General features: G+C 67.3%; 14 protein-coding genes. 8 read left to right on the top strand and 6 right to left on the bottom strand.

Annotated elements, in window-relative coordinates:
- Positions 1–75: 75 nt before the first annotated feature.
- Complete coding sequence (locus ACFVM3_RS40400; protein ID WP_378445068.1) at positions 76–339, bottom strand: hypothetical protein; 264 nt, start codon at positions 337–339, stop codon at positions 76–78.
- A gap of 21 nt (positions 340–360) precedes the next feature.
- The gene (locus tag ACFVM3_RS40395; protein WP_378445067.1) at positions 361–978 is read right to left on the bottom strand and encodes a TetR/AcrR family transcriptional regulator; all 618 of its coding nucleotides are present in this window, start codon (positions 976–978) and stop codon (positions 361–363) included.
- 67 nt (positions 979–1,045) lie between these two features.
- Here ACFVM3_RS40395 and ACFVM3_RS40390 point away from each other — a divergent pair, with 67 nt between their 5' ends.
- The 3 genes from ACFVM3_RS40390 to ACFVM3_RS40380 all read left to right on the top strand — a co-directional run bounded on the left by ACFVM3_RS40390 (position 1,046) and on the right by ACFVM3_RS40380 (position 2,989).
- Positions 1,046–1,675, top strand: a complete 630-nt coding sequence (locus ACFVM3_RS40390; protein ID WP_378445066.1) for an MSMEG_1061 family FMN-dependent PPOX-type flavoprotein — start codon at positions 1,046–1,048, stop codon at positions 1,673–1,675.
- A gap of 13 nt (positions 1,676–1,688) precedes the next feature.
- Complete coding sequence (locus tag ACFVM3_RS40385; RefSeq protein WP_378445065.1) at positions 1,689–2,585, top strand: PDR/VanB family oxidoreductase; 897 nt, start codon at positions 1,689–1,691, stop codon at positions 2,583–2,585.
- Between the two features lie 107 nt (positions 2,586–2,692).
- Positions 2,693–2,989 (top strand): DUF1540 domain-containing protein, encoded by a 297-nt coding sequence (locus ACFVM3_RS40380; protein WP_037310991.1) that lies wholly within the window; start codon positions 2,693–2,695, stop codon positions 2,987–2,989.
- Between the two features lie 199 nt (positions 2,990–3,188).
- On the opposite strand, the gene ACFVM3_RS40375 is transcribed toward ACFVM3_RS40380, so the two are convergent.
- From ACFVM3_RS40375 to ACFVM3_RS40365, 3 genes are all read right to left on the bottom strand, one after another.
- Positions 3,189–3,878, bottom strand: coding sequence for a VCBS repeat-containing protein (locus ACFVM3_RS40375; RefSeq protein WP_378445064.1), 690 nt, complete (start codon positions 3,876–3,878; stop codon positions 3,189–3,191).
- Between the two features lie 151 nt (positions 3,879–4,029).
- Positions 4,030–6,210, bottom strand: coding sequence for an RICIN domain-containing protein (locus tag ACFVM3_RS40370; protein WP_378445063.1), 2,181 nt, complete (start codon positions 6,208–6,210; stop codon positions 4,030–4,032).
- 157 nt (positions 6,211–6,367) lie between these two features.
- The gene (locus ACFVM3_RS40365; RefSeq protein ID WP_378445062.1) at positions 6,368–7,249 is read right to left on the bottom strand and encodes a helix-turn-helix domain-containing protein; all 882 of its coding nucleotides are present in this window, start codon (positions 7,247–7,249) and stop codon (positions 6,368–6,370) included.
- A 196-nt stretch (positions 7,250–7,445) separates the two neighbouring features.
- Here ACFVM3_RS40365 and ACFVM3_RS40360 point away from each other — a divergent pair, with 196 nt between their 5' ends.
- Complete coding sequence (locus ACFVM3_RS40360; RefSeq protein WP_378445061.1) at positions 7,446–8,798, top strand: hypothetical protein; 1,353 nt, start codon at positions 7,446–7,448, stop codon at positions 8,796–8,798.
- Between the two features lie 179 nt (positions 8,799–8,977).
- Here the strand turns inward: ACFVM3_RS40360 and ACFVM3_RS40355 are convergent, their stop codons facing one another.
- On the bottom strand, positions 8,978–9,595 hold the full coding sequence (locus tag ACFVM3_RS40355; protein ID WP_378445060.1) for a TetR/AcrR family transcriptional regulator: 618 nt from the start codon (positions 9,593–9,595) through the stop codon (positions 8,978–8,980).
- Between the two features lie 69 nt (positions 9,596–9,664).
- Here ACFVM3_RS40355 and ACFVM3_RS40350 point away from each other — a divergent pair, with 69 nt between their 5' ends.
- The 4 genes from ACFVM3_RS40350 (at position 9,665) to vanX (ending at position 13,190) form a co-directional block, all read left to right on the top strand.
- Positions 9,665–10,387 (top strand): alpha/beta fold hydrolase, encoded by a 723-nt coding sequence (locus tag ACFVM3_RS40350; RefSeq protein ID WP_378445059.1) that lies wholly within the window; start codon positions 9,665–9,667, stop codon positions 10,385–10,387.
- A 124-nt stretch (positions 10,388–10,511) separates the two neighbouring features.
- Complete coding sequence (vanH, locus tag ACFVM3_RS40345; RefSeq protein WP_378445058.1) at positions 10,512–11,543, top strand: VanH-AOV family D-lactate dehydrogenase; 1,032 nt, start codon at positions 10,512–10,514, stop codon at positions 11,541–11,543.
- Position 11,544: 1 nt separating this feature from the next.
- A complete protein-coding gene (gene vanA-Ao2, locus ACFVM3_RS40340; protein ID WP_378445057.1) occupies positions 11,545–12,585 on the top strand; it encodes a D-alanine--(R)-lactate ligase VanA-Ao2 in 1,041 nt (346 codons plus the stop codon).
- Entirely contained in the window at positions 12,582–13,190 is a 609-nt protein-coding gene (vanX, locus tag ACFVM3_RS40335; protein WP_378445056.1) for a D-Ala-D-Ala dipeptidase VanX, read from the top strand. The genes vanA-Ao2 and vanX overlap by 4 nt, the downstream gene beginning before the upstream one ends.
- Positions 13,191–13,240 lie beyond the last annotated feature (50 nt).

Here is a 13,240-nt window from a genome sequence, read left to right as displayed (position 1 = left end):
GCGTAACTCACGAGTTACGCCTCCAAACACGCGAGTTACGCCTCTGAGCACGCGAAACCGGGTCGGGCCCCTGGCTCAACCGCTCGGCTGCTTCTCGGCGACCCTCCTGCGGCGGGTGCGGGCGACCCCGATCCACAGCAGGACGGAGACGACGGCGCCCGGCACCGCCGTCAGGTACACCGGCCACTCGCGGAAACCCGACACCCACAGCATCGTGGCCAGGCCGAGGGTGATCAGCGTCCAGATCAGCGCGAGGGTGCCGCCTCGCCGCCGCCACCGGGCGGTGAGGGCGCTCAGTCTCTCCCGTAGTCGGCTCACACCGTCGGATACCCCGCTCATCGCCTGGTCAACCCCCGGAAATCAGGCGCGGAGATAGCCGGTGATCATCGCCACGAGCTCGTTCTCGAGCCGGGTGACGTCGATGGAGCCGGGCGCGGCGATGAGCTGGTGCACGGTCAATTCCACAGTGGACGCGACGAGCCGGGCGGCGGTGTCCTTGTCCCGCACGCGGACTTCGGGGTGGCCGTGGAGGAGGTTCCGCAGATCACCGATCATCTCCCATTCCAGCCGGGTGACGCGTTCCAGCAGTTCACCGGAGCGAGGTGCCTGCTCGATCATGATCTGCAGCAGCCGCGGATCGTCGAGATGGTTCTCGATCACCGTGTGCACGAATTCCCGGATGACGGTCTCGAGCGGCTCCGTCGAATCCTTGTACCGGCGCAGCGCGTCGGTGGCGCGGTCACCGTCGAGGTGACGGGTGAGCAGCTCGGCCAGGATCGCGTCCTTGTTCGGGTAGTACTGATACAGCGAGCCGATCGAGATCCGGGCCCGTTCGGCGATCCGGTTCGTCGTCCCCGCGGCGTACCCGTACTCGGCGAAAACGTGAGCAGCCGCGGTGAGGATGCGCTGCCTGGTCAGCTCGGCCCGGACCTGGCGTGGCTGTTTACGTGGCTGAAGCCGTCGTTGCTCCGACGTCATGACACTCCCGGTGAAGCGGCGCGAAAGCGAGTAGCGAGCGGGCTGAACAATTGCTCATAATTGTGCCATGACCAGCAGTGATACCCGTCCGCGCCGGCTTTCGCCCGAGGCGGTCCGTGCCCGGCTGGGGGAGCCGGAGGCCATGATCAGGGCCAAGGTCCACGACCGGATCGACCGGCACGGCCATCGGTTCATCGCCCATGCCCCGTTCGTGGCGATGGCGACCGCGGACGCGACGGGCCTGCCCGATTGCTCACCGCGCGGCGACTACCCGGGCTTCGTCAAGGTGCTCGGCGAGCGCACCCTGGCGATCCCCGACCGGCCGGGCAACAAACTCGCCGACTCCTTCCGCAACCTCGCCGAGAACGACGGCATCGGCCTGATGTTCGTGGTCCCCGGCGTGCGGGAGGTGTTCCGGGTCAACGGCCGCGCCTATCCCACCGACGAACCGGACGTGCTCGCCAGGATGCGCACCGAGGGCAAACCGGCGGAACTGGCGATCATCGTCGACGTGCTGGAGACCTTCTTCCACTGCGGCCGCGCGCTGATCCGGTCCCGGCTCTGGGATCCCGAGAGCCAGGCGCTGGCGGACGAACTGCCGTCCGTCGGCGAGATCGCCGCCGAGCAGATGGGCCTCGACGTCGATCCGGCCGTGGTGGAGGCCATGCTCGAAACCGGCTACCGGCAGTTGTACTGAGGTGAACTCGTTGATGCAGAAGACCGTTCTCGACCGCGTTGAACCGATCGCCGAAGGAACCGTCTCGCTCGTCCTGCGCGGCGCCGAAGGCCCCTTGGCTCCCTGGGAACCGGGTGCGCACGTCGATGTGGCGCTGCCGAACTGGCTGACCCGGCAGTATTCGCTGTGCGGGGATCCGGCCGATCGCGGCGGTTACCGGGTCGCCGTCCGGTACGACCGGCTGAGCCGGGGCGGTTCGGAGTACGTCCACCTGTTCCTGCGCTCGGGCCGGACACTCGACGTTTCCTTGCCGCGCAACAACTTTCCCTTGCTGCCCGCGCCGGAACACCTGTTCATCGCCGGCGGGATCGGTATCACGCCGCTCATGCCGATGCTGGCGGCGGCGGGTCCCTCGGCCAGGTTGGTGTACGTGGGCAGGTCCGAGGCGACGATGCCGTTCGCCGGCGAGCTCAAGGCCGCGTACGGCGACAGGGTGCGCCTTCACGCCACCGCCGAACACGGCAGGCCCGACTTCGCGGCGCTGGCCGCCGGGCTCGGCCGGGACGCGCTGGTCTACTGCTGTGGCCCGGAGTCGATGCTCGCCGCGGCCGAAGCGGCGTTCCCCGCGCATCGCCTGCATATCGAGCGTTTCCGGCCCGTGGCCAAGGAATTCGCGCCCGCCGAGCCGTTCGAAGTGAAGTGCGTCCGATCGGGGCGGACGGTGCCGGTCGCCGCGGAAGAGTCCTTGCTGGATGCCTTGAACCACGCGGGATTCCGTATTCCGTCCGGTTGCCGTGAAGGAGTTTGCGGCAGTTGCGAGATCGGCGTCGTCGGCGGTGAGCCGGAGCATCGCGACGACATCGGCGCGCCACCGGGACGGATGTACTGCTGTGTCTCCCGTGCGTCTTCAAGGCTCGATCTCGACCTTTGAATCGGTCGCCCGGACATGAAGGAATTTCCCCGAATTGCCGCCGGAACGGGCCGGTGTAACCCTGGTCATACCGAACGACACCACCACCACGAAGTACAGGAGTCGTCATGACCACCACCGAAATGCCCGCCGTCCACGAATGCACGGTCAGTGGCTGTTCGTACAACCACGACGGCTGCCACGCTTTCGCCATCACGGTCGGTGGCGGCAACGGATCGGCCGATTGCGGAACGTTCGTCCCGCTCAACACCAAGGGCGGACTCGATCGGGTGACCGCACAGGTGGGCGCCTGCTCCCGGACGGACTGCCGTCACAATTCCGCGCTGGAATGCACCGCATCGAGTGTCCGGGTGGGACCGGGCGAGGGTGACCACGCCGCCAACTGCCTGACTTACGCCCCGTAGAGACTCGCGTGAAGGCCCCTTCACGCGCTAGGGGCCGTGTCGCGAAAGCCACTTTCAGGACATCAGACGTCCCGAAAGTGGCTTTCGCGACGTGTTACGGCGGCGTCGAGGTGGTGAAGGCTCCCTTCGGTGCGTCTAACGCTAGGAAGGGAGCCTTCGGTGCTGCGGCCCGGCCGGGCTGAGGACCCCGCGGAGTGGGTCAGCTTCCGGCCTGGTCGCAGCTCGCGGCATCGGTGCCGAGCACCGGATCGGTCACCGGACGGTTCTGGATCGGAATGGTCTTCCCGGTGGTCAGTGCGCCGTCGCGAAGGGTGTAAACGGTGCGCGTGCCCGAGTAGGTGAGCGGGTTCGCGCCGACGTCGTCGGCTTCGGCGGCGACGGTTTCGAAGGTGCGGCCGCCGCCATCGAGCGGGGTGCACTGGTAACCCAGGTGGGCGGCGACACCGCCGCCCTCGGCGACCGACAGCGGCTTGCCGTCGTCGCCGACGACCTGGCGGAGGTTGCGGCCGTCGTAGTGCAGGGCGGTGAAGAACGTGGTGTTGGCGCCGACGGACTGGGTGACCATCAGCTCGGCGCGGCCGTCGCCGTTGAGGTCGGTGACGCGGGGAGCCTCAAGCGGGACGGAACTGTCCGCGCCGAGGTGGATCGAGGTGAAGGTGCCGTGCACGGTGGCGGAGACGACCTGGTCGTTGTCGCCGGTGAGCTGGGCGGTGACGCCCTCGATCTCACCGTCGCCGTCGAGGTCGGCCACGGTGGTGACGGGGTCGCCGGAAGGCGCGGCCGGCGGACTGCTGAGCGGGCTCGCCAGCGCCGGGACGACGGCGGCCAGGCTCAGCGCGGCGGCGACGCCGGTGATGGTGGCGGTACGGATGATGCCGGTGTGCTGCATGGTGTTCTCCCTCCCACGCTTCCGGTGAACTTTTCACCGAAAGTGCTCTCATGAGGGGAGACGGTCGCGGCGGGCGAACGTGCAGTGAGAGTGTGATGTGCCACACGAACGCAACCCGGTTGGCCCGCCCCGAGAGAGCGGGCCGCCCGGGTCAGCCGATCTGCCACAGCTGGAGCGCGGAGCCCGTGTCGGCCCGTTGGGTGACCGCGGCACCGTCCGAAGTGGACGCTGTCGTCAGCAGCAGACCGGAGCGGACGCTCGCGATCTTGTAACCGCCGCCGGGCTGTTTCGCCGCGGTCCAGCGCTGGTTGGTCCCGCCGGTGCACGTCCACTGGATGACGCGCGCGCCCGCGGTGGTGGCCCCGCCTTCGACGTCGGCGCACAGTTTCGAATGCGTGTTCGTCAGCGTGTAGGAACCGTCGGACTGCCGGGTGAACAGCCATTTCTGGTTGGCGCCCTGGTTCGGCGTCCAGGTGACCAGAGGGGTGCCGGCGGCCGTCGACGAGTCCGGGTCGTCGAGGTTCTTGCCGGACGCGGCCAGGGTGTGGACCCCGCCGAGAGTGCCGTCACCGGCATCGGTGAACTTCAGCGTCTGCTCGGCCGCGGTCCGGCCGCCGCCCACGGCGTTCCCGGTGCTGTCGGTCCAGGAACGCAGCGGTGTGGTCTCCGCGAGACGTGACGTCTTGCCGGACAGGCCGAGCACCAGCCCGCTGTAGCGGTTCACCAGCCGGAAGGTCCCTTTGTCCACAGTGGACGGGATGACGAACCACTGCTGACCGACCGTCGAGGACGACGTCACGGTGGGCTTCGCGCCCCACGCCCGGCCGGCCTGCACGGCATCGACACCGAGGAGCTGGCCGGTGGCGGCGTTGGCGATGCGGTACGAGCCGTCTCCGTCGGGCGAGAACTGCCACGCTTCGCTGTCGGAGCCGGTCGTGCTCGCGACCGACGTCGTCGCGGTCCCAGTGCCCTGCGCGAGAACGCGGCCGTCGCCGAGGCCGATCCGGTACTTGCGTGAAGTGTCCACAGGGGACGGTGCGGGCGCGGACGACGTGATGGTCTGGGTGGTGTACTCGCCGCCCGCGTTGTTCGAGCAGGCGACCGCGCAGTACGACCGGAACTGCTTGCCGATGATGGTCGAATTCGTCTTGTTCGCGGCGTCGACGAACCAGCGGTACCAGGACTGGTTGGTGTAGCTCCCGGTGTCGCCGATCAGCCGCCATTTCTGCGTCGTCAGATCGTCGGTCACGTAATAGCGCTGGGGGACCACGCTGTCCACGGCCTCCGGCGCGCCGATGTAGAGACCGAGATGCGCGTTGTAGGCGATGTTCATGATGAACAGATCCGATTTGCGCGGCAGTTGCCCGGCGGCGATCTGCTGGCTGACGTTGCCGGTGTTGGCGGGGTCGTAGTCGTCCGCGACGGGTGTGTAGCCGGTGTCGCCCGGGGCGGACACGGGGACCATGTTGCTCTCGCGGCCGCCGACGCCGGGCTGGGTCCAGCCGCCGTCGAACCACTTCTGCCACGAGCCGGACGCCATCTTGGCCGAGATCGGCGAGCGGGCGACGTGCGCCAGCCCGGTCATCGGGCCGCCGGCGCCGGCCTTCGGCACGATGCGCGAACCGTAGTAGACGTAGAAGTACCCGGAGGCCGTGTCCACGAACAGGCGTGGATCGCCGTCGCCGTAGTCGAAGGTCTGATGCGGGAACGCTGCCGTGTCACCCCGCTTGGTGCTGTACGGCGAAGTGATCGCGTGGTCCTTGATGGCCCACGTCTTCCCCTGGTCCTTCGACACGGCCATGTCGATCGCGTCGTAGTGGGAGAACGAATACGCGCCGAACGGCTCGGGCGTGAACTCGTTGTGGATCAGGCCGTACCAGTCGCCGGTGTCCGGATCGACCCAGGTGCCGACGAGATCGCAGAAGTTGCGCTGCGAATAGCCGGAGCCGGCGGGCGGGTCCGTGGACTCCTTGCCGGTGGGGCTGTTGTTGCAGCGCCAGGTCGTGTCGTCGTTGCGGTCGGCGGGGTTGGCCGGGTTCACCGCGGTGCTGATGGGGTGCTTGGTGAAGCTGTCGAAATCGCGTCCGCTGTAGAAGTCCCACTCGCGCGGCTGGTCCGCGCCGTAGAGCGCGGCCGCCTGCTGGAAGTAGAACGTGCCGTCCTTGTCGACATAGGTACTCGCCGGGGTGTCGGTGGTCGGGCTGAACGACTTCTTGGCGTCGACCGTGATGGTGTACGTCGCGTCCGGCGGCGCGGCGTCGGACGACACCGGTACCACCGTGGTCGCCGCCACGGCCAACGCCGCGGCGCCGAGAAGAGGCAGGGTCCGCATGACTCTCTCCCAAGGGTGACCCGCACCACATTTGGCGGGGCGGTCGCCGATGTTATGAACGTTATTGCGCGTAAGTCAACGCGTTCGCTCAACTTCAAGCGCCGTTCACGCAGTTATTGCGCGGAAAGTCCAAGCGGTGCCATGCGGAAGTCCAAGCTCAGTCCGTCGGCACGAGTGGCGGGTCGTCGGGAGGGGGAACGCGCGAACTCCAGCCACCGGGGACGGCCTGGATCCGCGATTCGCGGAAGCGCCCTGGGGAGACGCCGACCCGCCGGGTGAAGAGCCTGCTGAAGTAGGCGGCGTCGTCGTAACCGATCGCCTGTGCCACCTCCTGCACCGGCATTCGCGTGGTGGCAAGGAGTTCCTTGGCGCGGTTGAGGCGGAGGGCCAGCAGGTGGTCCTTCAAACCGGTCTCGGTGCTCCGGCGTACGGCGGCGCGCAGTTCGGACAGTGTCATGCCGCGGCGGGCCGCGATCTCCGCGACACTGATCGGCAACAGCGCGTCCCGCGCCAGCGCTTCCAGCAGGGAACCGTCACTCGGGGTGCTGTCGGCGGCGCGGCGCAAGGCCACCAGCAGGTGATGCACGGCGGCCGAGGCGTCGACCTGGGCCAGCGGACTGCCGCCTCGCGCGCAGCGCACGATCCGGCTCACGATGTCGCGGACGACCTCGACGTCGCCCAGCGGTAACACCGGCTTCGCGGGCGTGACGTAACCGAGCTCCACGTAGGCGTCCACGGCGGTGCCGTCGAAATCGACGAAACACTCTTCCCAGCCCTGCGCGGGATCGGGCGCGTAGTGATGACCGACCCCGGGGACGAGCCACAGCAAGGCGGGAGCGACGACCTCCTGGCGGTCCCCGCCGGCCACGGCGAACCACCCGCGCCCCTTGGACACCACGACGGCGACGTAATGGTCGAGCACGCGCGGTCCCACGACGGGCAGGGTTCCGTGCTGCAGTCCGACGCCGAGGCACACCAGCCCCAGCCGGCGATGCACGGCGGACGGTGTGAAGTACCGCATCCAGGTCCGGTAACCCATCCCCGCATCCTCGCGCAGGCGCTTCGGAGCGGCTTCGTGGGGCCGGGAAAAGGATTTCGTTCCCTTCGCTTCTTGATCGCGGCGAAATCCTCAGCGCGTCACCGTCTCTGCGGAATGGCCGGAAGTTCCGGTATACGTGGAAGGGAGGGCGCCGCCGGGGAGGACGGCATGGCGCTTCAAGCTAGGGGGAATTCCAATGTTCGACGCACGTCTTGTCGCCGATCACGTCAGTCCGCCGGCCAAACCGAAGATCAGAATCCTGTTCTACACCGATCTTGTCGGCTTCACCGGGAACAACGGCTTTTCCTTGGGTATCGTCCGCGATCTGATTCTGGCGAATCAGCCGTTCTTCGCCGATTTCGAGATCGATTTGATCAATAGACACGATGGCGGGCACGCCGTCAGCAAACTGACTTCCGACGTTCTAGCCGGATATGAGCAGGTGTGGTTCTTCGGTTTCCTGCCGTGCAATATGCCGGGGGAGCCGGAAAACGAGCTCGTGGACGCGGAAGTCGCCGCGCTGCGGGCCTGGATGGACGCCGGCGGTGGCGTGCTCATCACCGGCGACCACTCGAATCCGCGGCCGCCGGGAGCGGATCCGTCACTGCCCGATTACCTGAACCTCGGCCGGGCGCTGGGTCACCGGGTCCCGCGCGCGGGTGAGCTGCGGGTGTGGAACGACCGGCCGGATTCGAGTATCGAATTCAGCCACAACACTCACCAGCCGGACCCGTGGGGCAGCGACATCGACAACCCGATCCCGAACGATCTCGACCCGTACCCGCAGGAACTCATCCTGCGGAAGCGGCTCGGCAGGCCGCACGTGTTGTTCCAGGGCAGGCGTGGCCCGATCACCGTTTTTCCCGACCATATGCACGAAGGCCAGCTGCTCATTCCCGAGCGGTATCCGGCGGACGTGTGGCCGTCGGGGCGCGCGAGCCAGCCGAAACCCGAGATCGTCGCGCAGGGTACCGACAAACGCGACGGCAAGGTCTACGGCGTGACCAGCGCGTACGACGGTGTGGCGGCCGGGGTCGGGCGGATCGTCGCCGACGCCACGTGGCACCACTATTTCGACATCAACCTGTGGGGCTTCGAGAAAGGCGGCGAGGTGCTCGACCGCCTCACCGAGTACTACGTCAACCTCACGCTGTGGCTGGCGCCGAAGCCGGTCAAGCTGGAAGTGAACGGGCAGCTGCTGCACTGGCTTTCGCACAGTTTGAGCCTTCGCGCGGTACTGCCGGAGGGGTTCCGGGTGCCGGGGATCACCGCGGCGGGCCTGGTCCGCGAAGTCGGCGGGCAGAGCGTGCTCGACGACCTCGTGTGGCCGTTGGAAGGTGCGCCGGTGGTGCCGGAAGAACTGCTGCTCGGCGCCGTCGTCAAGGAGTCGGTCGCCGCGCTGAGCGGTGGGGACGTCGAGGCGTTCGACGCCGTGGGTGTCGTCGAGCGGGGCCTGCGGGCCGGGGCCGAAGAGTACGCCGCCGAGCTGCGAGCAGCGCTCGGTGCCGTCGAAGGCCTTGGGGAACGTATTTCGCAGGGTATTCGCTGACGTTCGTCGCCGTGAGTGATGTCGGAAGTAGGTGAAGGCCCCCTTCGCTGCGTCTAGCGCAGTGAAGGGGGCCTTCACGTAGTGCTGGGAAGCGGAACTCGCGTGCTTGGGGCGGAACTCGCGTGATGGGGGGCGGAACTCGCGTGCTTGGGGGCGTAACTCGCGTGATCGGGGACGCCTCAGGTGTCTGAAACGCGACCGTCCTCAGTGCTCACGAGGGTGAGGTGGAGCTGCCGCGCCCACCAGCGCACTTGCGCGGCCGAGTCGTCCGCCGCGGCTCCGGTGAGCCCGGCGCTGCGTCGGAAATCGCTTCCGTACAGGGCTTCCATGGCCATGGCCTGGTGCAGGGCGGCGACGGCGAGCCGCGTGTCGTCGAGGGAGCTGCCGGGCGGCCGGAGCCGGTGGAGGGCGTCGACGACCGGGTCGAGCATCCCGCTGCCAGGGTCGCGCCAGCCCGCCGCGTGCAGCGCCACCGCGAGCTCGCCGTAGCCGTTCCGGTACAGATCGTGTAGCGCCTCGACGAGTTCCAGCAGGTCGGCGCCGCGGTCCAACCAGTTCGCGAGGAGGTCGCGAAGGGCGTCCCGGAGACGTCGGCCACCGTGCCGGAGGAGTTCGGCGAGCAGTTTCTCGCGGTTGCCGAAGTGGTGGGCGACGCCGGCGTCGGTCATGCCGACCCGCGCGGCCACGGCTCGCATCTGGACGGCGGCGACACCGGACTCGCCGAGCAGCGAGGCCGCGGCGTCGAGGATCAGCCGCCGGGCCTCTTCGGGAGTCCGTCGTGCACGGGGTGTCGTCACGATCGGCATCGTACCTTGATGTGCCAAGGTATTCGCGCTACCTTGACAGGCCAAGGCAAGGGGGCTGTCATGACTGCAGAAATCAGGCTCGACCTGGGCGATGTCACTCTGCGGGGCACGGTGACCGGCGCCGGGCCGACGGTTCTGCTGTTGCACGCGGGCGGGGAACGCCGTGCGGTCTGGGTGCCGGTCGCCGCGGTGCTGGCCCGGCGCGGGTTCCGGTCGGTGGCCTTCGATCTGCGCGGTCACGGGGACAGTTCCGGCCGGGCGACCACGCTCCGGGCGCTGGCGGGCGACGTGGCCGGGATGATCGGAAGCCAACCCGCGCCGATCGTCCTCGTGGGCGCCTCGGTCGGTGGTTTGGCCGCCATCGCCGCGCTGGCGGACCCCGCCGTCGCGGCCAGGGCCTCCGGGCTCGTGCTCGTCGACGTCGTACCCGACATCGAACCGGCCAGGGCGCGTTCGTGGCTCGACTTCCACGGGCTCGGCGGTCGCTACACCCGCCTGGTGGAGGACGTCCTCGGCTCGGGTCCGGCCCTGCTCGCGACGGCCGGGGCCCTGGACTTGCCCATCCTGGTGGTGCACGCGGGGCACGACTCACCGCTTCGCGACGTCGATGTGGATCGTTTGCGCACGGTCAACCCCCGGGTCGCCGTAGCCGGTGTCCCGGCGGCGGGTCACCTCGTGGCGAGGGATGCTCCGGAAGCCCTCGCGGACCTCGTGTCGGCGTGGCTTTGTGGCATCCGTCACGGGACGGTTTCGACGCCGGGGGTGGCCGGGCAAGATCTGTGATGGACGTATGCGGCGCAGGTGAACGACAACGTCGTGCACTCGGCGCTACCAGTTGGTAACTTATTGTCGGGTCATCGAAAACCCCATAAGAAGCGGCAACATCGCGCTGCCTACAATGTCGGGCATGACCTACAGCGAACCAGCGCGATCAGCTGCCCCCCGCACCGGATCGCTGGCGTCCGCCTCCTCCTCGGCCGTCTTGGCAACGGGAATCACGATTTATGGATGCGGACAGGACGAGGCCGCCCTGTTCCGGGAGATGGCACCTCGTTTCGGTATTGTGCCGACCATTGTCGATGAGCCGGTATCCGAGGCCAATATCGAACTGGTCTCCGGAAACAGGTGTATCAGTATCGGTCATAAGACCAAGGTCACGAACTCCATTCTTCTCGCGCTCGGCAAAGCGGGCGTGAAATACATCTCCACGCGGAGCATCGGCTTCAATCACATCGATGTGGAGTACGCGGCGAGCGTCGGCATCACCGTCGGCAACGTCGCCTACTCGCCGGACAGCGTCGCCGACTTCACGCTCATGCTCATGCTGATGGCGGTGCGCGACGCCAAGTCCATCATCCGCCGCACCGAGGTCCACGACTACCGGCTGAACGAGGTGCGCGGGAAAGAGCTGCGCGATCTGACCGTCGGAGTGGTGGGAACAGGGCGTATCGGGGTCGCCGTCCTGGAGCGGTTGCGCGGTTTCGGCTGCAAGGTGCTGGCCTACGACACGGTGCTGACCGCCTCGGCCGAGTACGTCCCTCTCGACGAATTGCTGCGGCAGAGCGACATCGTGACACTGCACGTGCCGCTCACCACGGACACCTATCATCTCCTCGACGAGAAGAACATCGAGCGGATGAAGGACGGCGCGTACATCATCAACACCGGACGTGGTCCGCTTATCGAAACCGAAGCCCTCATTTCGGCACTGGAAAGCGGAAAGCTGGGCGGAGCGGCGCTGGACGTCCTCGAAGGAGAGGAAGGCATCTTCTACGCGGACTGCAGGAACAAGGCGATAGAGAGCAAAACGTTGCTGCGGTTGGAAAAACTGTCGAACGTGCTCATCAGTCCGCATACCGCCTATTACACGGACCACGCGCTGAGTGACACTGTTGAAAACAGCATCATCAATTGTCTCCAATTCGAAAGCGGGAAGTAGTATGGGTAGGCTGAAAATCGGAATTCTGTTCGGCGGGCTTTCCGAAGAACATCCTATCTCCATCAAATCTGCGCGCGAGGTCCAGAAGCACCTCGACCTCGAGAAGTACGAGCCGTACTACATCGGGATCACCCAGAGCGGTTCCTGGATGCTCTGCGACGGTCCCGCCGAGGATTGGGAGAACGGGAACGTCCGTCCGGCCGTGCTGTCGCCGGACCGCGGGGTGCACGGTCTGCTCGTCCTGGACGAGGGCAAGTACGAGACGATCGCCCTCGACGTGGTGCTGCCGGTGCTGCACGGCAAGTTCGGCGAAGACGGCGCGATGCAGGGCCTGCTGGAGATCTCTGGCATCCCCTACGTCGGCTGCGACCTCCCGAGCTCGGTCATGTGCATCGACAAGTCCCTCACCTACTCCGTCGTCCGCGGCGCGGGCATCGCGACGCCGACCTTCTACATCGTCACGCCGGACAACGACGTCGACCCGGACCAGCTGAACTACCCGGTCTTCGTGAAGCCCGCCCGCTCCGGCTCGTCGTTCGGCGTCAGCAAGGTCTCCTCGAAGGAAGAGCTGCCCGCCGCGCTGGCGGAGGCACGCCAGTACGACGCCAAGGTCCTGATCGAAGAGGCCGTCATCGGCAGCGAGATCGGCTGCTCGATCCTCGGCAACGACGAGGACCTGTTCGCGGGCGAGGTCGACCGGGTCGCGCTGACCCACGGCTTCTTCAAGATCCACCAGGAGGAGAGCCCCGAGACCGGCTCCGAGAACTCCAGCTTCATCGTTCCGGCCGACATCCCGGACGAGGCGCGCGACCTCGTCCAGGAGACGGCCAAGGTCATCTACCGCGCACTGGGCTGCCGCGGGCTCGCGCGCGTCGACCTCTTCCTCAAGGAGGACGGGAGCGTGGTGCTCAACGAGGTCAACACCCTGCCGGGCCTGACCTCGTACAGCCGTTACCCGCGCATGATGAACGCCGCCGGCCTCTCGCTCGGCGACGTGATCGACCGGCTGGTGAACCTGACGCTGGCGGGCCGTGACGAATGAAGGATGATTTCGTCTTCGTAGACGAGGTCGTCTCCGGAATTCGCTGGGACGCCAAGTACGCCACGTGGGACAACTTCACCGGCAAGCCGGTGGACGGGTACCTGGTGAACCGGATCGTCGGCACGCGGGCGTTCTGCGCGGCGCTGGAGCAGGCGCGGGACAAGGCCGAGGAGCTCGGCTTCGGGCTGCTCCTGTGGGACGGGTACCGCCCGCAGCGCGCCGTGGACCGCTTCATGCGCTGGGCGGAAGAGCCGGAAGACGGCCGGAAGAAGGCCAGGCACTACCCGAACATCGACCGGCCTCAGATGTTCGAAAAGGGCTACGTGGCCACCAAGTCGGGCCACAGCCGCGGCAGCACCGTGGACCTGACGCTCTACCACCTGGACACCGGCGAGCTCGCCGACATGGGTGGTGACCACGACCTGATGGACGTCGTCTCGCATCACGGGGCGGCGGGTGTCACGGAAGAGGCCGCGAAGAACCGCGCGCACCTGTGCGCGGTCATGGAGGGATCGGGCTTCAGCTCGTACGAGTGCGAGTGGTGGCACTACAACCTGAAGGACGAGCCCTACCCGGACACTTATTTCGATTTCCCCATCGCGTAGGTGTCGCGCGTGAAGGCCCCCTTCCCTCGGTTCAGCCGAGGGAAGGGGGC

It is taken from the genome of Amycolatopsis sp. NPDC057786, from assembly GCF_042797905.1.
In the GTDB taxonomy this organism is placed as follows: Bacteria; Actinomycetota; Actinomycetes; order Mycobacteriales; family Pseudonocardiaceae; genus Amycolatopsis.
This window is presented reverse-complemented; position numbering and strand designations above follow the sequence as displayed.

Excerpts from the sequence above, each read along its gene's own strand:
- ACFVM3_RS40395 (WP_378445067.1), bottom strand. The coding sequence starts at position 978 with ATGACGTCGGAGCAACGACGGCTTCAGCCACGTAAACAGCCACGCCAG.
- ACFVM3_RS40375 (WP_378445064.1), bottom strand. The coding sequence starts at position 3,878 with ATGCAGCACACCGGCATCATCCGTACCGCCACCATCACCGGCGTCGCC.
- ACFVM3_RS40390 (WP_378445066.1), top strand. The coding sequence starts at position 1,046 with ATGACCAGCAGTGATACCCGTCCGCGCCGGCTTTCGCCCGAGGCGGTC.
- ACFVM3_RS40400 (WP_378445068.1), bottom strand. The coding sequence starts at position 339 with ATGAGCGGGGTATCCGACGGTGTGAGCCGACTACGGGAGAGACTGAGC.
- vanX (WP_378445056.1), top strand. The coding sequence starts at position 12,582 with ATGAAGGATGATTTCGTCTTCGTAGACGAGGTCGTCTCCGGAATTCGC.
- ACFVM3_RS40385 (WP_378445065.1), top strand. The coding sequence starts at position 1,689 with ATGCAGAAGACCGTTCTCGACCGCGTTGAACCGATCGCCGAAGGAACC.
- ACFVM3_RS40365 (WP_378445062.1), bottom strand. The coding sequence starts at position 7,249 with ATGGGTTACCGGACCTGGATGCGGTACTTCACACCGTCCGCCGTGCAT.
- ACFVM3_RS40360 (WP_378445061.1), top strand. The coding sequence starts at position 7,446 with ATGTTCGACGCACGTCTTGTCGCCGATCACGTCAGTCCGCCGGCCAAA.
- ACFVM3_RS40380 (WP_037310991.1), top strand. The coding sequence starts at position 2,693 with ATGACCACCACCGAAATGCCCGCCGTCCACGAATGCACGGTCAGTGGC.
- ACFVM3_RS40370 (WP_378445063.1), bottom strand. The coding sequence starts at position 6,210 with ATGCGGACCCTGCCTCTTCTCGGCGCCGCGGCGTTGGCCGTGGCGGCG.
- vanH (WP_378445058.1), top strand. The coding sequence starts at position 10,512 with ATGACCTACAGCGAACCAGCGCGATCAGCTGCCCCCCGCACCGGATCG.
- vanA-Ao2 (WP_378445057.1), top strand. The coding sequence starts at position 11,545 with ATGGGTAGGCTGAAAATCGGAATTCTGTTCGGCGGGCTTTCCGAAGAA.
- ACFVM3_RS40350 (WP_378445059.1), top strand. The coding sequence starts at position 9,665 with ATGACTGCAGAAATCAGGCTCGACCTGGGCGATGTCACTCTGCGGGGC.